Origin of the sequence: Duganella sp. CT11-25 (assembly GCF_047302815.1) — a bacterium.
Lineage (GTDB): Bacteria > Pseudomonadota > Gammaproteobacteria > Burkholderiales > Burkholderiaceae_D > Rugamonas.
This window is the reverse complement of sequence record NZ_JBKBFD010000001.1, coordinates 2,882,853-2,902,627: the sequence shown is the minus strand read 5'-3', so window position 1 is coordinate 2,902,627 and position 19,775 is coordinate 2,882,853. Positions and strand designations below refer to the sequence as shown.

At 64.5% G+C, this 19,775-nt stretch carries 16 protein-coding genes and 1 tRNA gene; 10 read left to right on the top strand and 7 right to left on the bottom strand.

Going from position 1 to position 19,775, the window contains the following annotated elements:
• Positions 1 to 16 precede the first annotated feature (16 nt).
• The 6 genes from ACEN9F_RS12360 (at position 17) to ACEN9F_RS12335 (ending at position 7,721) form a co-directional block, all read left to right on the top strand.
• Positions 17 to 616, top strand: a complete 600-nt coding sequence (locus ACEN9F_RS12360; protein ID WP_413420311.1) for a short chain dehydrogenase — start codon at positions 17 to 19, stop codon at positions 614 to 616.
• 41 nt (positions 617 to 657) lie between these two features.
• Complete coding sequence (locus ACEN9F_RS12355; protein WP_413420310.1) at positions 658 to 2,358, top strand: dipeptidyl-peptidase 3 family protein; 1,701 nt, start codon at positions 658 to 660, stop codon at positions 2,356 to 2,358.
• A gap of 131 nt (positions 2,359 to 2,489) precedes the next feature.
• Positions 2,490 to 3,152 carry a hypothetical protein gene (locus ACEN9F_RS12350; RefSeq protein ID WP_413420309.1) on the top strand — a complete coding sequence of 221 codons (663 nt, stop codon included), beginning with the start codon at positions 2,490 to 2,492 and terminating at the stop codon, positions 3,150 to 3,152.
• 101 nt (positions 3,153 to 3,253) lie between these two features.
• A complete protein-coding gene (locus ACEN9F_RS12345) occupies positions 3,254 to 3,964 on the top strand; it encodes a BON domain-containing protein (RefSeq protein ID WP_413420308.1) in 711 nt (236 codons plus the stop codon).
• Positions 3,965 to 4,176: 212 nt separating this feature from the next.
• Positions 4,177 to 5,487, top strand: a complete 1,311-nt coding sequence (locus ACEN9F_RS12340) for an MFS transporter (protein WP_413420307.1) — start codon at positions 4,177 to 4,179, stop codon at positions 5,485 to 5,487.
• Positions 5,488 to 5,570: 83 nt separating this feature from the next.
• Positions 5,571 to 7,721 carry a metallophosphoesterase gene (locus ACEN9F_RS12335; protein ID WP_413420306.1) on the top strand — a complete coding sequence of 717 codons (2,151 nt, stop codon included), beginning with the start codon at positions 5,571 to 5,573 and terminating at the stop codon, positions 7,719 to 7,721.
• 95 nt (positions 7,722 to 7,816) lie between these two features.
• On the opposite strand, the gene ACEN9F_RS12330 is transcribed toward ACEN9F_RS12335, so the two are convergent.
• A complete protein-coding gene (locus ACEN9F_RS12330; protein ID WP_413420305.1) occupies positions 7,817 to 9,928 on the bottom strand; it encodes a prolyl oligopeptidase family serine peptidase in 2,112 nt (703 codons plus the stop codon).
• 105 nt (positions 9,929 to 10,033) lie between these two features.
• On the opposite strand from ACEN9F_RS12330, the gene ACEN9F_RS12325 reads away from it, so the two are divergent.
• Positions 10,034 to 10,879, top strand: a complete 846-nt coding sequence (locus ACEN9F_RS12325) for a PhzF family phenazine biosynthesis protein (protein WP_413420304.1) — start codon at positions 10,034 to 10,036, stop codon at positions 10,877 to 10,879.
• A 4-nt stretch (positions 10,880 to 10,883) separates the two neighbouring features.
• Here ACEN9F_RS12325 and ACEN9F_RS12320 read toward each other — a convergent pair whose 3' ends face one another.
• Positions 10,884 to 11,654 (bottom strand): substrate-binding periplasmic protein, encoded by a 771-nt coding sequence (locus ACEN9F_RS12320; protein WP_413420303.1) that lies wholly within the window; start codon positions 11,652 to 11,654, stop codon positions 10,884 to 10,886.
• Between the two features lie 62 nt (positions 11,655 to 11,716).
• The gene (locus tag ACEN9F_RS12315) at positions 11,717 to 12,499 is read right to left on the bottom strand and encodes a substrate-binding periplasmic protein (RefSeq protein ID WP_413420302.1); all 783 of its coding nucleotides are present in this window, start codon (positions 12,497 to 12,499) and stop codon (positions 11,717 to 11,719) included.
• A gap of 242 nt (positions 12,500 to 12,741) precedes the next feature.
• Here ACEN9F_RS12315 and ACEN9F_RS12310 point away from each other — a divergent pair, with 242 nt between their 5' ends.
• A complete protein-coding gene (locus tag ACEN9F_RS12310) occupies positions 12,742 to 14,664 on the top strand; it encodes a patatin-like phospholipase family protein (protein ID WP_413420301.1) in 1,923 nt (640 codons plus the stop codon).
• Positions 14,665 to 14,768: 104 nt separating this feature from the next.
• Here ACEN9F_RS12310 and ACEN9F_RS12305 read toward each other — a convergent pair.
• The 4 genes from ACEN9F_RS12305 to ACEN9F_RS12290 form a co-directional block, all read right to left on the bottom strand.
• Positions 14,769 to 14,844 (bottom strand) — tRNA-Lys (locus ACEN9F_RS12305).
• A gap of 83 nt (positions 14,845 to 14,927) precedes the next feature.
• Complete coding sequence (locus ACEN9F_RS12300; RefSeq protein WP_413420300.1) at positions 14,928 to 16,733, bottom strand: GspE/PulE family protein; 1,806 nt, start codon at positions 16,731 to 16,733, stop codon at positions 14,928 to 14,930.
• Between the two features lie 23 nt (positions 16,734 to 16,756).
• Positions 16,757 to 17,557: a spermidine synthase gene (locus tag ACEN9F_RS12295; RefSeq protein WP_413420299.1), complete on the bottom strand. Its 801-nt coding sequence runs from the start codon at positions 17,555 to 17,557 to the stop codon at positions 16,757 to 16,759.
• Between the two features lie 129 nt (positions 17,558 to 17,686).
• Positions 17,687 to 18,202, bottom strand: coding sequence for a glycine zipper 2TM domain-containing protein (locus tag ACEN9F_RS12290; protein ID WP_413420298.1), 516 nt, complete (start codon positions 18,200 to 18,202; stop codon positions 17,687 to 17,689).
• Between the two features lie 439 nt (positions 18,203 to 18,641).
• Between ACEN9F_RS12290 and ACEN9F_RS12285 the strand changes: the two genes are divergently transcribed.
• Both ACEN9F_RS12285 and purN read left to right on the top strand, forming a co-directional pair.
• Positions 18,642 to 19,040 carry a barstar family protein gene (locus tag ACEN9F_RS12285; RefSeq protein ID WP_413427048.1) on the top strand — a complete coding sequence of 133 codons (399 nt, stop codon included), beginning with the start codon at positions 18,642 to 18,644 and terminating at the stop codon, positions 19,038 to 19,040.
• 122 nt (positions 19,041 to 19,162) lie between these two features.
• Positions 19,163 to 19,774, top strand: coding sequence for a phosphoribosylglycinamide formyltransferase (purN, locus tag ACEN9F_RS12280; RefSeq protein ID WP_413420297.1), 612 nt, complete (start codon positions 19,163 to 19,165; stop codon positions 19,772 to 19,774).
• The last annotated feature ends 1 nt before the right edge of the window (position 19,775 follow it).

The following is a 19,775-nucleotide window of genomic DNA, read 5'->3' as shown; positions in this document are numbered from 1 at the left end:
ACTGAAGGAGTTCAGCATGAAAGTTATCGTTATCGGTGCTTCGGGCACGATCGGCAAGGCGGTTGTCGAGCAATTGGGCCAGCGCCATGAGATCGTGGCGGTCGGCTCGCGCAGCGGCGAGTATCAGGCGGATATCGCCGATATCGCGCAAGTGAAGGCTTTGTTTGCCAAGGTGGGCAAGGTCGATGCGGTGGTGGTGGCGGCCGGCGCGCTGCACTTCGCGCCGCTGGCCGGTTTTACGCCTGAGAATTTTTATGTGGGCTTGAACAGCAAGCTGATGGGGCAGGTGAACGTGGCGATGGTGGCGCAGGAGTATTTGAACGATGGCGGTTCGATTACGCTGACCAGCGGCATCGTGGCGGACGAGCCGATACGCAACGGCGCCAGCGCCAGCATGGTCAATTCGGCGGTCGAGGGCTTTGCGCGCGGCGCCGCCATCGAACTGCCGCGCGGCCTGCGCATCAATGTCGTCAGCCCGACCGTCTTGCAGGAATCGATGGGCAGCTATGGCCCGTTCTTCATCGGTTTCGAGCCGGCGCCGGCCCAGCGCGTGGCGCTGTCGTATGCGCGCAGCGTCGACGGCGCGCAGACGGGACAGGTATATAAGGCCTGGTAGGTATCCCGTACAATGTGTTCCTCACTCTATCCGAGGAACACATGAAAAAAATCCTGCTTCCGCTGGCCTTGGCTGCGGCCTGCGCCACCGCCTTTGCCGCGCCGGCCGGCGTTGCCGACCTGAACAAGATGAGCAAGCGCTACGCGCCGATCGCGCTGACCGCCGACACCAGCAAACTCTCCGCCGGCGACAAAAAAGCCATCGCCAAACTGATCGAGGCGGCCAAGATCATCGACGTGCTGCAACTGCGCCAGCGCTGGTCCGGCAACGAAGCGCTGTGGGCCGCGCTGAAAAAGGACACGACGCCGCTGGGCAAAGCCCGCCTCGACTACTTCTGGCTCAACAAAGGCCCATGGTCCATTCTCGACGACCATCAATCCTTCCTGCCGGCCGAAGTGGGAGGCATCGCCGTGCCAGCCAAGAAACCTGAAGGCGGCAACTTCTATCCGGAAGGCGCCGGCAAGGCCGCGCTGGAAAACTGGATGAACGGTTTGTCGGCCGAGGACAAGAACCAGGCGCAATGGTTCTTCACCACCATCCGCAGCGGCAGCGACGGCAAATTCAAGATCGTCAAATATTCCGAAGAGTACAAGGCCGATCTGGAAAAAGCCGCAAGCCTGCTGAAGCAAGCCGCAGCCGACACCGACAACGCCTCGCTGAAAAAATTCCTGGAACTGCGTGCCGAGGCCTTCCTGAGCAATGACTACCTGGCCTCCGACTTCGCCTGGATGGACCTGGACGCGCCGGTCGACATCACCATCGGCCCATACGAAACCTACAACGACGAACTGTTCGGCTACAAGGCCGCGTTTGAAGCCTACGTCAACATCCGCGACCAGAAGGAAACGCAGAAGCTGGACTTCTTCGCCAAGCACATGCAGGAGCTGGAAGACAACCTGCCGCTGGACGCGCAATACCGCAACCCGAAAGTCGGCGCCCTCGCGCCGATGGTCGTGGTCAACCAGGTGTACGGCGCCGGCGACGGCAACATGGGCGTGCAGACCGCCGCCTACAACCTGCCGAACGATGAGCGCATCATCAGCCAGCGCGGCTCCAAGCGCGTGATGCTGAAGAACGTGCAGGAAGCCAAGTTCAAGTCCACGCTGACGCCGATCTCCAGGCTGGTGCTGAAGCCGGCGGACCAGAAGGACGTCGACTTCGATTCCTTCTTCACGCACATCCTCGCGCATGAAATCACGCACGGCCTGGGCCCGCACATCACCAAGGCCAACGGCAAGGAATCGACGCCGCGCCAGGACCTGAAGGAAGCCTACTCGACCATCGAGGAAGCCAAGGCCGATATCACCGGCCTGTACGCGCTGGCCTATATGATGGACAAGGGCCAGCTCAAGGGCACGCTGGGGCAGGGCGAGGCGGCCGAGCGCAAGCTGTACACGACCTTCCTGGCGTCGGCCTTCCGCACCCTGCACTTCGGCCTGACCGACTCGCACGCGCGCGGCATGGCGATCCAGATGAACTACATCCTCGACAAGGGCGGCTTCGTCTCGCATGGCGACGGCACTTTCGCGGTGGACTTCAAGAAGATCAAGCAAGCCGTGATCGACCTCGACCGCGAGTTCCTGACCATCGAAGCGACCGGCGACTACGCCCGCGCCAAGGACATGATGACCAGGTATGTGGTGATCCGTCCGGACGTGCGGAAGGCGCTGGATAAGATGAAATCCGTGCCGAACGACATCCGGCCGGCATTCAAGACCGCCAATACGCTGCTGGGCAAATAAAGCCACGCGGGGACCACGGTCCCCGTTTTCAATTGCGTAATCATTCAACTTTTTCTACGTAGAAATAAACTGTTGTAGAACCTGCTTTGCGGCAATAAATATTGCCGACGCCATGCTACAGTTTGATCACCATGATCAAGCGCACCTTATCCCTGTTGCTGTTCCTCTCGTCCGGCCTGGCTTCCGCGGCCCAGCTGACCGACGTGGAAACCCGCTGGCTCACCGCCGGCGCGGCGGTACTGACCTACGCCAAGCAGGAGCTCAAGCTGCCGATCGACATCACCGTGCAACCGCAGGCGCGTCCCAACGACGTGCCGCTGGCGCTGGGCTACCAGGACGGCCGCTGCAAGCTGGTGCTGTCGATGCGCGGCAATCCCAACGCCGAAGACATCCTCGCCAACGTGCCGGCCGCGCAGCGCCCCTTGATGATCGAAGCGATGGTCGCCCATGAGATCGGCCACTGCTGGCGCTACGCGCAGGGCGTATGGCACGCGCTGCCGGCCGGTTTCGAGCAAGGCCCGCCAGGCGAGGCCGAGGCGCTGCGCGACACGCGCCGCGAAGAGGGCTACGCCGACCTGGTGGCGCTGGCCTGGACCCAGCAGCGCCATCCCGAACACTATGCCGCCGTCGCCGCGTGGATGCGGCAGGTGCGCCAGCCGTCGCCGGCCACTGGCTCGCACAGCACGCTGGCCTGGCTGCAACTGGCGCCCACCGGCGCCGCCTTCCCGGCCGGACTGCCGCTGTTCGAGCAGGCCGGCAGCCTGTGGCGCCAGGGGCTGTTGCAGGACGACTGAGTCCCCATAGCAAATCGCCAACAGTGTACGTTCCCGCACAGAGCCTGAGGGCTTGCGGGCGTTTAATGTGTCCATCAACCACCACAACAAAGGGACACATCATGAACAAGTTGCTCTTCCTCGTCATGGCTACCGCAGTCAGCGCCAGTTTCGCCGCCACGCCCAACGACGACAAGGTAGCGTACAAGGCCGCCACCACCAAAGCCGACGGCGACTATAAAACCGCCAAGGCCGCATGCGATGCGCAGTCGGGCAACGCCAAGGATGTCTGCGTCGAACAAGCCAAGGTCGCGCGCGCCAACAGCGAAGCCACCGCCGCATGGCAGTACAAGAACGACAAAAAATCGGTGGAAAAAGCCCAGATCAATGTGGCCGACGCCAACTACAACCTGGCCAAGGCCCAGTGCGCGCCGATGAGCGGCGCCGACAAGGACAGCTGCCTGAGCGGCGCCAAGTCGATGCACGTGGCCGCCGTCAACGACGCCAAGGCCGGCAAGAAAGCCGCCGACGTGGCCCAGACCGGCATCGACTGCAGCACGCTGACCGGTACCGACAAAGCGTCGTGCGAAACCCGCTCCAGGAGCGAGCTGGCCAAGGACACCGTGGCCGACTCCGTCATCACCACCAAGGTGAAGACCGAGCTGCTGGCCGAGCCCGCACTGAAATCGCTGGACGTGCATGTGGAAACCACCAACGGCACCGTCATGCTGAGCGGCTTCGTGCCGTCGCAGGCCGAGGTCGACAAGGCCGTCGATGTGGCCCGCAACGTCAAGGGCGTGAACAAGGTGCAAAGCTCGCTGCGCATCAAGTAAAAGGAGGGCGGGCTAGCCCCCACGCCCGCTGTCCTGTGCGCCCGGCGCCGCCTCATGGCCACGCCGGGCGCCGACGCATCCGCCGTCCGCGCGCCGCCGCGCCGGATGGCCTTGGCGCCCGCCGGGCGTTTTTTTTGATTGCATTCATGATGGTCATCATTTAAACTGGCGGTCAGCGTGCCTTCCGCGCGCATCGCATCGCGAGGATCTTTATGTTTGCACAAGCATTTTCCAATTGGCTGCAGCGGCGCGGCCTGCATTTTTCGTGGGTCATCGTCGCGCTCACCTTCCTCACCGCGCTGACCTCGTCGGCCGCGCTGGGTTTGCCGGGGGCGCTGTTGCAACCGCTGTCCAAGGAGTTCGGCTGGGACGTCGAACAGATCTCGTCCGCGCTGGCGGTACGCTTCGTGCTGTTCGGCCTGATGGGGCCGTTCGCCGCCATCCTGATGGAGCGCTTCGGCCTGCGCAACGTGGTGGTCACGGCGCTGGCGCTGGTCGCCGCCGGCATGGCGCTGGCCACGCAGATGTCGCAGTTCTGGCATCTGGTCGTGCTGTGGGGCATCATGCTCGGCGTCGGCTCCGGCATGACCGCGCTGGTGCTCAGCGCCGTGGTCTCGACGCGCTGGTTCGACACCCACCGCGGCCTGGTGGTGGGCGTGCTCACAGCCAGCTCGGCCACCGGCCAGCTGATCTTCCTGCCGGTCGGCGCCTGGCTGATCGAGCACTTCGGCTGGCGCATGGCGGTCATCCCGGTGTTCGCCGCCTGCGCCGTGGTGGCCGTGCTGGTGTTCCTGTTCATGCGCAACCGCCCGAATGAAGTCGGCCTGGCGCCGTATGGCGCCGCTGCCGGCACGCCGGTGGCGCCGATCGCGCCGCCGATGCACGTCACCTTCGCCACCCCGTTCAAGGTGCTGGCCAGCGTCTCGGGCAACCGCGTGTTCTGGATCCTGTTCGCGACCTTCTTCATCTGCGGCCTCAGCACCAACGGCCTGATCCAGACGCACTTCATCTCGCTGTGCGGCGACTCCGGCCTCTCGGCCGTGCCGGCCGCGTCGGTGCTGGCGATGATGGGCGCATTCGACCTGGTCGGCACCATCGCCTCCGGCTGGCTGTCGGACCGCTACGACAACCGCAAGCTGCTGTTCATGTACTACGGCCTGCGCGGATTGTCGCTGTTCTGGCTGCCGTATTCGGAATTCACCTTGTACGGCCTGTCGCTGTTCGCCATGTTCTACGGGCTGGACTGGATCGCCACGGTACCGCCGACGGTGCGGCTGGTCGGCGCCACCTTCGGCAAGGAAAAAGCCGGCATGGTGTTCGGCTGGGTGTTTGCCGGCCACCAGATGGGCGCCGCCGTCGCCGCCTATGGCGCCGGCCGCATCCGCACCTTGCTGCTGACCTACAACCCGGCGCTGTTCGCCGCCGGCGCCGCCTGCCTGGTGGCGGCCGCCGTGATCCTGATGATACGCAAGCCGGCCGCCGCGGTCTCGGCCGTACCCGCCGTCCCGGCCAAGGCCGCTTGACTGGAAGCGTTCCCAAAATGTAATCAAGCTGTCATTTGTCGATGTAACAATGCGCCGACCTTAACAGCTTGATGGAGTTTTGCATGCGCTTCGCCCTACCAGCCTTGCCGTTGGCTACCTTGCTGGCCTCGCTGCTCGCCGCCTGCGGCAGCGACGGCCTGCCCGTCACCGAAACCAATCCCGGCGACGGCTACAATTCGACCGCCGTCGCCTTCATGAGCGACGTCCACTTTGAAAACATCTACGGCGACCTGAAGAGCGCGCAGTTCTCCGGCATCCCGACCAAGGACGGCAAGAACGCGACGATACGCACGATGTACGCGCAGCTGACGTCGACCCGGCTGTTCAACGAAAACTACTTCGCCTTCCGCGCCGCGCTGGACGACGCCTACGGCAAGGGGATCCGCCTGGTCGCGCTGCCGGGCGACATCTCGGACGACGCCCAGCCGATCAACATCGACGGCATGGCCGACATCCTGCACGAATACCAGGCCAAGGGCATGCGCTTCTTCATCGCGCCCGGCAACCACGACCCGAACGAGCCGTACGACGACGACGAGGCCGGCAAGAACGACTTCCTCACGCGCGACGGCAAGGAACAGAAAATCTACGCCGTCAACAACGCCGCCTGCAAGGCCAAGGACCCGACCGTGGTCTGCACCAACCAGCTGATGGAGCAGGGCTACGACAAGCTGCTCACCAAGCTGGGCGAATTCGGCTACATGCCGAACAAGAACGACGTCTACTGGGAAACCCCGTTCACGTCCTACGCCGACGGCAAGTACAGCTACGATGCCGCCACCGCCGCCTCCGCGCTGGGCAAGCGCGAGTTCGAAATCTGCGCCGAAGGCGAGGGCGGCAGCTACAAGGCCGCCGGCGAAACCAAGCTCGGCAAGTCGTACACGCGCTGCACCAAGATCATCGACGCCAGCTACCTGGTCGAACCGGTCAAGGGCATCTGGCTGCTGGCGCTGGACGCCAACGTCCACGTCCCGAACGCCAAGTTCGACCCGGCCAATCCGAAAGTGTTCAGCGGCTTCGACAACGCCGGCGACGCCGGCTGGAACAAGGTGCAGACGCACAAGATCCACCAGATGGAATGGATCAAATCGGTGGCCGCGCGCGCCAAGGCGCAGGGCAAGCAGCTGATGTCGTTCTCGCACTACCCGACGATGGACTTCTACGCCAACCAGACCGACGCCATGAAAGCCGTGTTCAAATCGGGCGCCTTCCAGGTCACGCGCATGCCGGCCGCCGCCACCACCGCCGCGCTGGCCGCCACCGGCCTGCCGCTGCACATGGGCGGCCACATGCACTTCAACGGCACCAACGACTACAAGGACGCCGCCGGCAACTACCTGGTCAACGTGCAATCGCCGTCGCTGGCCGTGTTCGGCGCCGCGTACAAGATCGTCAGCTACCAGAGCAAGGACAGGATCGACGTGCAGACGGTCGGCCTGGACAGCGTCGCGCGCTACAACGAACTGTTCCCGCTGTACCAGACCGAGTACGACTACCTGCAGGGCAGCGTGGCCGCCGGCGACGTCGCCAAGCGCTGGAACCGCGGCATTCTGGACGCGACCTCCTACGGCCAGTTCACCCGCACCTACTTCGGCGAACTGTCGCGGCTGCGCTTCATGGGCGACTACTGGCCATGTGAAATGAAGGAAGCGGCGATGTCGCTGGACGCGCGCCAGATGCTGATCCTGTCGCAGCTGCAGACCAAGGTCACGCTGGCGCAGCTGAAGGACAACCCGTCGGTGTTGCCGATCACGGCGGCGTGCGCAGCCAAGGGCACGGTAGCGGACGGCGGCGTCGCGGCCAGCCAGCTGACGGCGGACTGGGCCGCGGCCACCGCCAAGGCCGAGCAGGTCGCCACGGCGGCCGGCCTCAAGCTGGACGACTTCGCCAAGATCAGCGCCTATGAATTCTATGGCGACTTCCACCGCACGGTGTACGCGGGCGAGTTGGCCTTGCGCGACATGGGGACCCAGCGCGTAGCGCAGTACAAGGTCCTGATGAGCGCCTTCCCGGCCTCGCCGGCGGCCATCGCCAGGATCGGCGACCAGCCGTCGGACCAGAACCCGGTGCACGTGCTGTTCCAGAACCAGTTCAAGCAAGTGTTCGCGATCCTGAAGGGGCTCGGCTCCGGCAAGCCAAGCGACCGCTTCACGATCGACCTCAAGGCCAAGACGCTGACCAACGCCAGCAACAGCGGCCTCAGCTTCAACTAAAACTCCGGGGTCAGGTCCAGGATGCAGACACGGTCTCTGCTGTAGCGACCGCTACGCCAGAGGCCGTGTCCGTGTTCTGGACCTGACCCCGGAGTTTATTTGAGGTACTTGGCGAGCCAGCCGTGGACTTCGCTGTAGAAGTAGCGGCTGTTGTCGCCTTTGAGGATCCAGTGGTTTTCGTCGGGGAATACCAGCAGCTTGCTCGGTACGTTGAGGCGCTGCTGCGTGGCGAAGTTCATCAGCGCGTTGTTGGCGGGGACGCGGTAGTCCAGCTCGCCCACCGAGATCAGGATCGGCGTCGTGAAGCCCGTGCCTTTTTCGTGGTTGCCGGCCTGCATGACCGGGCTCTGCTCGCGCCACACCGGCAGGTTGCCCCACACCGGTCCGCCGCTGTTGACTTCGCGGCCGTGGATGCTGTCGCTCGAGCCCCATTGCATCACCAGGTCCATCTCGCCGGCGTGCGAGACGATGGCCTTGTAGCGCGTGGTGGTGGCTTGCAGCCAGTTGGCCAGGTGGCCGCCGTAGCTGGCGCCGCCCGCCGCCAGCTTGCTGCCGTCGACGTAGCTGTATTTCTTGACCGCTTCATCGACCGCTTCGTTGACTTCGTCGCCCGGCCCCTTGAGCGGATCGCCCTGGATCGCGCGTGCGAATTCCTCGCCGTAGCCGGTCGAACCCTTGTAGTCGGTCAGCAGCACCACGTAGCCAGGCTGCGCCAGCAGGTGGTAGTTCCAGCGGATCACGAACTGGTCGCGCCACATATTGGCCGCGCCGCCGTGGATCACGGCGAACAGCGGATATTTTTTCGCCGGATCGAAATTGGCCGGCTTGACGATCATGTTGTGGATCATGCGGCCGTCGCTGGCCTTGAACCAGAAGTGTTCCGGCGCCTGCCAGTCGATGCTGGCGGCGCGCTCGGTGTTGAACGCGGTCAGCCGCTTCGGCGCGCCGTTGCCGAAGGCGTAGACCTCCGGCGGATTGATGGCCGATTCCCATACGCCGACCAGCGCCTTGCCGCCGGCGTTGAGCGAGCCGATGCTGCCGGTCGGCGGCGACGGTTCGTCGCGCAGGTCGCCGCCCGCGTAATTGATCGAGTGCAGCTGTTCCAGGCCCGCGTGCTCGTAGCTGAACACCACGCGGCCAGTGCCGGCCGGCAGCGCGTAGCGCGAGATCGAACGGTCCAGCGATGCCGTCAGGATCTTCGGCGTGGCGCCGGCCAGCGGCCAGCTGAAGCTCGCCAGGCGGCTGACGTCATATACCTTGCCCGGTTCTTCCGCTTCGGTCAGCGAGAACAGCGTCTTGCCGTCGGCGCTGAATTTCAGGTTGTTGTAGCTGTGCTTGTCGGCCGTCAGCTGCTGCGCTTCGCCGCCCGCCACAGGCAGGCTGAACAGCTGCGTGTAGCCGGACGCGCGCGCCAGCTCGTCGCGGTTGATCGAGGCCGAGAACACCACCGCCTTGCCGTCCGGCGACCAGATCGCGTCCAGCGACTGGCCCTCGTCGCCCTGGCCGCCGCCAAAGCCCGGCAGCGCCGCCAGCTTGGTGCCGGCCAGCAGGTCGCGCGGCTTGGCGCCGAGCGCCGCCTCCATCACGAACAGGCGCACCTTCTTGTCGTCGAGCCATTTGTCGAAGAAGCGCGGCGGGAAGGTTTCGTAGGCGCGCGCCGTGTACTTGCGGTCCTTGCGCTCCTTGGCGGTTTTCTTCACCTCTTCTTCGTTGGCGTTGCCGGGGAAGATATCGCTGATGAACAGCAGCTGCTTGCCGTCCGGGCTGAACTTGGGCGAGCGCGCGCCCAGGGTCAGCGTGGTCAGGCGCTGCGCCTCGCCGCCGCCGGCGATGTCGATGCGGTAGATCTGGCCGGCCTCGTCGCCTTCGCGCTTGGCCACGAACACCAGCTGCCGGCTGTCCGGCGACCAGTTGACCGCGCCTTCGCCGCCCTTGCTGAAGGTCAGGCGGCGCGCCGGCGCGTCGTCGCCCAGCGACTTGATCCACAAGTCCGACCACTGCTCCTTGCTGTCGTAGGCCGGATCGGTGACGGAGAACACCGCCCACTTGCCGTCCGGGCTGGGCTGCGGCGCGCCGACGCGCTTCATCAGCCACACATCTTCATGCGTGATCGCATGCCTGGCGGCGGGCGCATCGGCCGCCAGCGCCTGGCCGGCGAACTGGGCCGAAATGATGAGGGCAAGAAAGGAAAGTCGCGGTATAGTCATGGCGAGGTCGCTCGAAAGTCGGTGAAGCAAAGATAGTGGCCAAATCCTTCATTGCTGTCAATCAAGTTTCTACCCAGTCCATCCACAAGACCACGGAGACCACCCATGCAGACCATCACCAAGATCCACAAAGTCGCCGCCTTCACCGCAGGCGATAGTGGCGGCAACCCGGCCGGCGTCATGATACGGGCGGCACTGCCGGACGAGCCGGCCATGCAGCGCATCGCCGCCGAAATGGGCTACTCGGAAACCGTGTTTGCCGCGCCCACCGACGACGGCTGGCGCGTGCGCTACTTCTCGCCGGACGGCGAGGTGGCGTTTTGCGGCCACGCCACCATCGCGCTGGGCGCCGTGCTGGCGCAGCAGAACGGCGACGGCATTTTCCCGCTGACCACCAACCATGCGCGCGTGACCGTCGAAGGCCGCGCCAGCGGCGCGCGCGCCGACGCCGCGCTGCAGTCGCCGGCCACCTCCAGCGAGCCGGCGCCGCCGGCGCTGGTCAAGGAAGCGCTGGCGCTGTTCGGCTACACGCTGGCCGATCTCGACGACCGCATCCCACCGGCGCTCGCCAACGGCGGCGTAACCCACCTGGTGCTGGCGCTGGCCAGCCGCGCACGGTTGCGCGCGATGCGCTACGAGCTGGCGGCGGGGCGCAGCCTGATGCAGCGCTACGGCCTGACCACGATCTCGCTGGTGCACGCGGAAACGCCGCAGCGCTTCCATGCGCGCAACCCGTTCGCGTCGAGCGGCGTGTATGAGGATCCGGCCACCGGCGCCGCGGCGGCGGCGCTGGCGGGATATTTACGCGACCTCGACTGGCCGCACGGTGGCGCCATCGACATCATCCAGGGCGAGGACATGGGAGCGCCTTGCCATTTGCAAGTCCAGATCGGCAATGAGGCGGGCGGTTCGATCCGCGTCTCGGGCAGCGCCCGCTGGATGGGGGACTAGCCCACTAATCCCATTTCCTGATCAGGCGCGCCAGCTCCCCGCTTCTTTCCATCTGCTCGACCGCGCGCTGCACGCGCAGCCGCACCGCCGGATCGACATGCGTGCCCATCGCCATGTAGACGTCGGTGCTGAACATCACCTGCGGCAGGATCTTCACCTTGCCGGCGGCGCCGGCGCGTTCGATGAAGCCGTTCAGGCCGGGGCCGCGATGCAGGAAAAAGCGTCCGCGTCCGGCGATCAGCTTTTGCAGGTTGATCAGCGGGCTGGTGGCGCTGGCGTCGACCTGCAAGCCGCCGACGCCTTCCAGCACCTCGGCGGTGGTATAGCCGCGATTGACCAGCACCACGTTCTGCTTGCCCAGATTGCGCACATCGGCCCAATCGTTGATGACGACGTTGTCGTTGCCGCGCGCGATCAGCATATAGCGCAGGGGAAACAGCGGCGGGTCGAGGTAGGCGTACAGCCGCGCGCGCTCTTCGTTGCGCTGCACGGCGCACAGCGCGTCGTGCTGGTGATTGGCCAGTTCGTAGTGCGCGCGCAGCAGCGGCAGCCATTGCTGGTCGCCCATGAAGATCAGGCCGGGATCGATGCGCTCGATGGTGCGGAACAGGTCCACGCAGAAGCCGACGATGCGGCCCTTGCCGGCCGGGATGAACTTGGGCTCGGTGCCTTCCTGGGCCGCCACCCGCAGCACCACGGCCGGCGCCGTCCAGGCACCGCCGCTCAGCAGCATGCAGCACAGCGCCAGCGCGCCTCGCAATCTCCTCGGCAGCATTGTCCCTCCCCGGATGACAACTGCGGAAAGTATAGCAGCCTGGCGCAGCGCCGCTTCCAGCCTTAGTCCCACTTGCGCATCATGCGTTCAAGCTCGCCGTTTTTCTCCAGCTGGAACAGGGCGCCGGCCAGCCGGTCGTTGATGCGGCTGTCGAGCTGCTTGCTGGTGGCGAAGTACAGCTTGGCGCTGTACATCACCTGCGGCAGGATCTTGACCTTGTCGGCGGTGCCGGTGCGCTCCAGCAGTTTCTGCAGGCCGGGGCCGCGGTGGAAGTAGAGGCGGCCGCGGCCGGCGATCAGCTTTTGCAGGTTCAGTTGCGGGTTGGTGGAGCTGGCGTCGATCTCGATGCCGCCCAGCGACGCCAGGATGTCGCCGGCCGCGAAGCCGCGGTTGATCAGCACCACGCCGTTGGGCGCCAGGTTGCGCACATCGTCCCAGCTGTGGATCACCACCTTGTCGTTGCTGCGCACCAGGAAATGGTATTCGATGCTGTAGAGCGGCGGGCCGAGGAAATGGAATTTCTTTTCGCGCTCGGGATTGCGCTGCACCGCGCATTGCACGTCTTCCTGGCCGGTCGCCAGTTCCGAATAGGCGCGGATCAGCGGCTTCCAGTGCTGGTCGCCGACGAAGCGCAGCCCGGGATCGATTTGCTCGACGGCGCGCATGATATCGATGCACAGGCCGACGATGCGGTCCTTGCCGTCGGCGATGAATTTGGGTTCGGTGCCCTCCTGGGCGGCGGTGCGCAGCACGATGGTCGGTTCGGCCGGCGCGCCGGCGGACAGCAACGGGATGCAGCAAGCCGCGCCGAGCAGCCAGGTCCATCCTCCGCGCCAACCACCCATGTGTCATCCTCTATAGTCCGGCGCATTGCGCTCTTTGTCCGTAGCTTACACTAAATGTAATGAGGGAAAACAGGCTTCCGCAGGACCCGGCGTCGCGATTTTCGCGTAGCGAACGGGCCGATGCGGGAACCGCAGGCCATCCGTGGTGCCTAAAAATGAATCAGGTCGGCGTACTGCCGCGCGCTTGCATCCCCAGGGCGAACGCCGGGACCTGTCCAGGTAACCAGACGACGAGGAGGAATATGATGGCCATTAAAAACATCGCAATTGCATGCCAAGGGGGCGGCAGTCATGCGGCCTATGCTGCGGGGGCGCTGCCGGCCCTGCTGCCGCAGTTTGCGAACATCGACATCGCGCAATCCCCCGCCCGTCGCAGGGCGCTGCAAGACGGCAAGGGCGAAGTGCTGCATCTGACCGGTATCAGCGGAACATCGGGTGGCGCCATCAGTGCGCTGCTTGCGTGGTACGGTTTTCTGACCGGCGGGGCAGACGCCGTCCGGCCCAAGCTGGAGCGGTTCTGGGATGCGAACTGCGCCCAGCGACCCGGAGAACACCTGCTCAACGAGCTGGGGCAGTGGTGGGGCAATATGCTCCCCTTGGACCTGAAGCTGAGCCCGTATCTGTCGCCGCTGCGGGAGATCGAGGGGTTTGCGACCAGCATGTGGCCATTGATGACCGCGTGCTGGCCGCCATTCGGCAACTGGATACGCGGCCCTTACTTCCAGCTGCGCCAAGCCGTCGCGCCGCATGTCGACTTCAAGCTGGTGGCGGCGATTGGGGATTTCTGCAGCATTCCACTGGAAATCAAGCGCTGGCAGGCATGCGACCTGGAAGCGAGGATGCTCAATCCGGCGGCCCCGCAGCACGCCCGGATCCGCCGCACGCAGCAGGCGATCGAGGAAGGGCTGCGGTGCAAACTGGACGCGGCGGGTCGGATCCAGGAAGCGATGGCGCGGAGCGATATTCCTGAAGAAAGCCTGTTGCGCACGGCGTTCGCCGCATGGCGTGCGCCGGGGCTGGCGTTCGACCCGGCGTCGCTGGCAACCCTGTCGCAGGCGGTGAAGGAGGTCAGCTACAGCATTCCCCAGCTGCTGATCGGTGCGGTCGATATCGACAGCGGCGCCTTCGTGGCCTTCAGTTCCGAACGTTCATCGCTGGACGCCGGCATCACCCTGGACGCCGTGCTGGCGTCCGCATCGCTGCCGTGGGTGTTCAAGGCACAGGAAGTCGACGGTACCGACGCCGAGACCCATGAGCCGCGCAAGATGTTCTGCTGGGATGGCCTGTTTTCGCAGAACCCGCCGATCAAGGACTTCATCTCGAACCTTGCCGACCGGACCAAGAAGCCGCACGGGCTGTGGATCCTGCAAATCAACCAGGACCGGTTCGACTTCAGCAAACGGGTCGCCGATGCGCGCGGCGGCACGCGTTCCGGCGGCGAACTCTGGCACCGGCGCGACATGCTGTCGGGGAACCTGTCGCTGAACCAGGAAGTCGCGTTCATCAAGGCGTTCAACCAGCGCATGGACGATCCGGGTCAACGCTTCCTCCCGGATGACAAGCCGATCGAAGTGGCGCGCATCGTCCTGGACGGCGAAGCGGTGGAAAGTGCGATGGCAAAGGAACTTGGCCTGTTTTCCAAGTTCGACCGCGATCCCTTGCTGGAGCAGGCGCTGCTGGCGCATGGCCGCAAACAGGCGTTGAATTTCCTGTCGCTGCGTTCGAGCGCGGACAGCCTGTGCGACCAGCTTGCCCTTGAGCTGGAGGCGACCGGCGCACGGCCCGGCCCACGCATGGAAACGGCATCCGGCCGGCCGCCGGGCGGGCGCCGGCTTTTCGGCGGCTTGCTGGCGCCCGATGTGATCACGATCGATCGTGTGCGCGGCTCCGGGCCGGTCGGCCGGGCGCATGCGGCGTTGCAGTGGCATGTCAGCGACGCGGTGGTGGGCGGCTGCAACGTGCGCATCCGCGGCAGCACCAGCTTGTGGGCGGACGGCGCCGATTGGCGCTTGGGGGAGACGCGCCTGCTCGAGATCGAGCAAAAGGCGGTCGAGGCGGAGCAGCCGTTATTACCGCTGGCGGAAGCGAATTCCTCGATGCATATGCCCGGCCCATCAACCGGCGAGCGCGAGCAGGTTGGGCTTGGGCGCGGGATGACGCAATAAGCTTGTCAATAAGAAAGGCGAGCGCAAAGCGGGAGCTGTCGCCGGGGACGCAAAAAAGGGCTTCGCGCCGAAGCGGGAAACCCTGTTCTGTACTGCGAATTCGGTGGTAGGCCGTGCGGGATTCGAACCTGCGACCAACGGATTAAAAGTCCGCTGCTCTACCAGCTGAGCTAACGACCCCCGAAAGAGGCCGTATTATATACAGCCGGCCGCGAACTGCAAAGGGTTTTGTTAAAACAATTTAGCCGATTGTTTCGCATCGCTTATTTCATGCCCAGGGCCGCCGTCACCTTCAGCACTTCGTCGGCGGTGGTCACGCCTTCCTGGATCTTCATCGCGCCGGCGATGCGCAGCGGCTTCATGCCGTCGGCCACGCTCTGGCGGCGCAGCGCCTGGATGTCGGTTTCCTCGCGCACCTGCTCGCTGAAGCGCTCGGTCACCGTCAGCAATTCATACAGGCCGGTGCGGCCGCGGTAGCCGGTCTGGCGGCACTCCGGGCAGCCGACCGGGCGATATACCTTGTCCGGCTTGGGCAGGTTCCACGCGCCCGCCAGGCTTTGCCAGATATCGTCGCTCAGTTCGCCGCCTTCGGCCTTGCAATCCACGCACAGCGTGCGCACCAAGCGCTGCGCCATGATGCCGATCAGCGTCGCCTCCAGCAGGTAGTAGGGCACGCCCAGCTCCAGCAGCCGCATCACGGCCGACGGCGCGTCGTTGGTGTGCAGGGTCGACAGCACCAGGTGGCCGGTCAGCGCGGCCTGGATCGCCATCTCGGCGGTGGCCAGGTCGCGGATCTCGCCGACCATGATGATGTCCGGATCCTGCCGCATCAGCGCGCGCACGCCGTCGGCGAACGACAGCTCGATGCCGGGCTGCACCTGCATCTGGTTGAAGGCAGGCTCGACCATCTCGATCGGATCCTCCACCGTGCAGACGTTGACCTCCGACGTCGCCAGCGCCTTGAGCGTGGTGTACAGCGTGGTGGTCTTGCCGGAGCCGGTCGGCCCGGTCACCAGGATGATGCCGTGCGGGCGCTGCGTCAGCGCGTCCCAGCGCAGCGCGTCGTCGATCGGGAAGCCCAGTTCCGGCAAGGTCTTGACCACCACCTCGGGGTCGAAGATGCGCATCACCAGCTTTTCGCCGAAGGCGGTCGGCAGCGTCGACAGGCGCAGCTCGACTTCCTGGCCGCCGGCGGTGCGGGTCTTGATGCGGCCGTCCTGCGGGCGGCGCTTTTCGATGACGTCCATGCGGCCCAGCAGCTTGATGCGCGCGGTCATCGCGATCATCACCACCGCCGGCACCTGGTACACCTGGTGCAGCACGCCGTCGATGCGGAAGCGGATCGCCGCCATGTCGCGCTTGGGTTCGAGGTGGATGTCGGAGGCGCGCTGCTCGAAGGCGTACTGCCACAGCCAGTCGACGATGTTGATGACGTGCTGGTCGTTGGCGTCGACCTGCTTGTTGATCTTGCCGAGTTCGACCAGCTGCTCGAAGTTGTTGCGCAGCGCCAGGTCGTTGCCGCTGGACTTGTTGGCCTTCTTGATCGACTTGGCCAGGCTGAAGAATTGCGTGATGTATTGCGCGATGTCGAGCGGGTTGGCGATCACGCGGCGGATCGCGCGGCGCGAGATCTTGGCGATCTCCGCCTCCCACTCGAACGAATACGGATCGGCGGTGGCCACCACCAGCGTGTCGGCGGTCAGCTCGACCGGCAGGATGTTGAAGCGCGCCGCGTAGCTGGCCGACATCACGTCGGCCACCTTGGTGAAATCGATCTTCAGCGGATCGATGCGGATGAAGGCCAGCTCGACGCGCGCGGCCAGCCATTCGCACAGCGCGTCCAGCGTCAGCAGCTTATGCGGCGGCTTGGCCGACAGCAGCTTGCCGTGCGCGACGGCGCACAGCGGATGCATGGCGCCGGTGGCGTTCTTCAGGATCGCCTGGCTTTGCGCGTACAGCTCCTTGACCTCGGTCTTGCGTATCATGCCGTCGGCCAGCAGCCAGGTGTAGATCTGCTGCAGGTCGAGCGGGGCCGATTTCTGCTGGGCGGGTGCGGAAGTTGCGGACATCGTAAGCCACTTTCAAAAAGTCGTTACATTGCTGCGATGGCCGCCGTGATCCCTTTGACCCAGGACTTGGCCGGCAATTTGGTGTCGGTGACGATCTGCGCCGCGCGCGCGGCCAGCGCCTCCAGCGCGACCGGCCGCTTGCGCTTGAAGGCGATCGCGACCACGTTACCATCATGTACCTGCGGCAGGCAAATGACTTGCTCGAACGCGAACTTGATCGCCTTGATGTTGCGCGCATAGCTGGGGTGGTCGCCGAACAGGTTGACCGTCATGATGCCGTCGTCGGCCAGGCAGGCGTTGCAGGACTGGTAGAACTCGGCGCTGTCGAGCACCGGTCCGCGCGCGGTGGCGTCGTACAGGTCGACCTGCAGCACGTCCAGCGTGGCGGCGTTGGCCGCGTCGTTGACATAGTCGAGCGCGTCCATTTCCAGCACGCGCAGGCGGGCGTCGTTGGGCGGCAGCTTGAACATCGATTCGCAGATCGCGATCACCGACGGGTTCAGCTCCACCGCCGTGACGGCGGCCCCGGGGAAGGTGGCGTGGCAGTATTTGGTCAGCGTCGCCGTGCCCAGGCCCAGCTGGGCGATGTGCCTCGGCTGCGGCAGCCACAGCATCCACGCCATCATCTGCTGCGCGTATTCCAGCTCCGGCCAGTTCGGCTTGCGGAGGCGCATCGCGCCCTGCACCCACTCCGTACCGAAATGCAGATAGCGCACGCCATCCTGCTCCGACAGCGTCACCGGCGCATATTTCGGCTTGCGGGGCGGGGCCGATGCCGGGCGCGAGGATTCTTCTTTTTCGATGGATTTTCGTTTGATCAGCATGGGGATGTGGGGGAAAGACGCGCGACAGGAGTGAACCGGCATTATCCCGCGATGCCTTGCAGCAAAGCAAGCCTGAAAACAACAATGCCGGTCGCGGGACCGGCATTGCTGGGGAGATGCTGAGGCGGATCAGCGCTGGGCGGGCTCGACCACCACGCGCAGCTTGACGCGCTCGCCCGGATCGTAGGACATCACGCTGGTGTAGTTGCGGCCGCGATAGTCGTAGGTGACTTCATAGCCCGAGGTGCGCGATTCCCAGTGGTCGACGGTGCGGCACTGCTTGACGGCTTGTTCGCTGACCGGGCCGCTGTTGGGCGTGTTGGCGTTGTCGACGCGGTCGCCGACCAGGGCGCCGGCGATCGCGCCGGCCGCGGTGGCCACCGAGCGGCCGCTGCCGCCGCCAACCTGGTTACCCGCCAAGCCGCCGACCAGGCCGCCAAGGATGGCGCCGCCCACGCCGCGCTGCGGCGCCGGCTGCTGGACTTGCACATACTCGGTGCGGCATTCCTGGCGTGGGCGGTTGATTTGTTCGACCTGCGGGGTGACGCGAACGACGCGGCCGAAATCTTCAAAATCGGCGGCTTGGGCGAATGGCAGCGCGCCCACGCAAAGTACGGATGCGATCAGTTTGGCTTGCAAGTTCATTTGGTACCTCGTTTCGTTCAGGGGTGTCTTATCAGGGATTCTGATATTGCATGATCAGTATAGTAATGCGGCTATCGCGCCGAAACTAGTGCATATCAAGTATCTATGGCAACAAATTGTAACAGCACCGCCGCCCGGGCGTCGCCGCCCTGCGCAGGGGCGAAATGTGCCGATTTAACCCCTAAAACACTTCAAATATCTTCTGTTTTTAACAAATATTGCGTTAGACATCACATTCGTGTTGATCTGGAAGGAACAACACGTTACCCTAATATGCGTATGGGATTCGAGAAACACGTTGAATCAGCCACGGCCGGCGCAGACCCGCCGCCGTGTAAAGTGGACAGGTGCTCAAATTATTTACTCATTAATTCACAAAATAGGCACTCCCGACAGTAAAGTGGACACACCGTACATGCCAGGTCAAATTGAGGGAAACATGAGTTTGCTAATGACCGTGCCGCCCAACCTCGTGCAGTCGATCCGCGCCTTCCGGGTGGTGGAGCTGCAGGAAGAGGCGGCCCGCCTTGAACAGCACTTCCTGTACGCGCACTGCATCGCCGGCGCCACCAAGCAGCAAGTTCTGGGCATCATTGCAGAATCGTTCCAGTTTCCCAAAGGTATAGGCAAGAATTTCGACGGCCTGCGGGAAACCCTGACCGAGACCATGTTCAAGGCCGGCACGCAAACCGGTTTTCTGGTGGTGCTGGAGCAATTGCCGAATACCCAAAAATTTGACAAGGAAGCACGGGAAACCCTGCTGGACGTCTTCCGCGACGCTGCCGATTACTGGGCCGACAAAAAAGTTCCTTTCCGGGTGTTTTACTCCTTCGAGTAGGCCGGAACCCCTCCCGCGGCAGCGACGGAGCCGCTTCTTTGCGGCCTGTCGGCGCCTGCTGCGCCGCAGCAATTCTTGCCTTTTGTGGTTCTGTGCCTGTGGACAAGGTACAATGTCGGCCTATGAAAAACATCGTCATTCTTATTTCCGGTCGCGGCAGCAACATGGAAGCGGTCGTCCGCGCGGTCAACGCCGAGCGGTGGCCGGCCCGCGTTGCCGCCGTCATCAGCAACCGCGCCGACGCCCCCGGGCTGGGGTTCGCTGCCGAGCACGGAATCAAGACGGCTATTGTTGCCAATAAAGACTATGCCAGCCGCGCCGAGTTCGACGCGGCGCTGCAGGCCGTGATCGACGGCTTCGCGCCCGATCTGGTGGTGCTGGCAGGGTTCATGCGGATTTTGACGGAGCAGTTTGTCGCGCATTACGCCGGCCGCATGCTCAATATCCATCCATCGCTGCTGCCGCTGTTCCCCGGCCTGGCGACGCACGCGCAGGCGCTGGCCGCCGGCGTGACGGAGCATGGCGCGACGGTGCATTTCGTAACTGCCGAACTCGATCACGGACCGATGGTGCTGCAAGCCGCCGTGCCCGTGTTGCCCGACGATACGGTTGAAACCCTGTCCGCCCGCGTGCTGGAGCAGGAGCATGTCATCTACCCGCGCGCGGTGCGCTGGTTTGTCGAAGACAGGTTGACGATAGCGCAGGGCGCGGTCCATGTGGACCACATAAAGTAAA

Coding starts and splice junctions, on each gene's coding strand:
- ACEN9F_RS12360 (WP_413420311.1), top strand. CDS start 17: ATGAAAGTTATCGTTATCGGTGCTTCGGGCACGATCGGCAAGGCGGTT.
- ACEN9F_RS12355 (WP_413420310.1), top strand. CDS start 658: ATGAAAAAAATCCTGCTTCCGCTGGCCTTGGCTGCGGCCTGCGCCACC.
- ACEN9F_RS12350 (WP_413420309.1), top strand. CDS start 2,490: ATGATCAAGCGCACCTTATCCCTGTTGCTGTTCCTCTCGTCCGGCCTG.
- ACEN9F_RS12345 (WP_413420308.1), top strand. CDS start 3,254: ATGAACAAGTTGCTCTTCCTCGTCATGGCTACCGCAGTCAGCGCCAGT.
- ACEN9F_RS12340 (WP_413420307.1), top strand. CDS start 4,177: ATGTTTGCACAAGCATTTTCCAATTGGCTGCAGCGGCGCGGCCTGCAT.
- ACEN9F_RS12335 (WP_413420306.1), top strand. CDS start 5,571: ATGCGCTTCGCCCTACCAGCCTTGCCGTTGGCTACCTTGCTGGCCTCG.
- ACEN9F_RS12330 (WP_413420305.1), bottom strand. CDS start 9,928: ATGACTATACCGCGACTTTCCTTTCTTGCCCTCATCATTTCGGCCCAG.
- ACEN9F_RS12325 (WP_413420304.1), top strand. CDS start 10,034: ATGCAGACCATCACCAAGATCCACAAAGTCGCCGCCTTCACCGCAGGC.
- ACEN9F_RS12320 (WP_413420303.1), bottom strand. CDS start 11,654: ATGCTGCCGAGGAGATTGCGAGGCGCGCTGGCGCTGTGCTGCATGCTG.
- ACEN9F_RS12315 (WP_413420302.1), bottom strand. CDS start 12,499: ATGGGTGGTTGGCGCGGAGGATGGACCTGGCTGCTCGGCGCGGCTTGC.
- ACEN9F_RS12310 (WP_413420301.1), top strand. CDS start 12,742: ATGATGGCCATTAAAAACATCGCAATTGCATGCCAAGGGGGCGGCAGT.
- ACEN9F_RS12300 (WP_413420300.1), bottom strand. CDS start 16,733: ATGTCCGCAACTTCCGCACCCGCCCAGCAGAAATCGGCCCCGCTCGAC.
- ACEN9F_RS12295 (WP_413420299.1), bottom strand. CDS start 17,557: ATGCTGATCAAACGAAAATCCATCGAAAAAGAAGAATCCTCGCGCCCG.
- ACEN9F_RS12290 (WP_413420298.1), bottom strand. CDS start 18,202: ATGAACTTGCAAGCCAAACTGATCGCATCCGTACTTTGCGTGGGCGCG.
- ACEN9F_RS12285 (WP_413427048.1), top strand. CDS start 18,642: ATGAGTTTGCTAATGACCGTGCCGCCCAACCTCGTGCAGTCGATCCGC.
- purN (WP_413420297.1), top strand. CDS start 19,163: ATGAAAAACATCGTCATTCTTATTTCCGGTCGCGGCAGCAACATGGAA.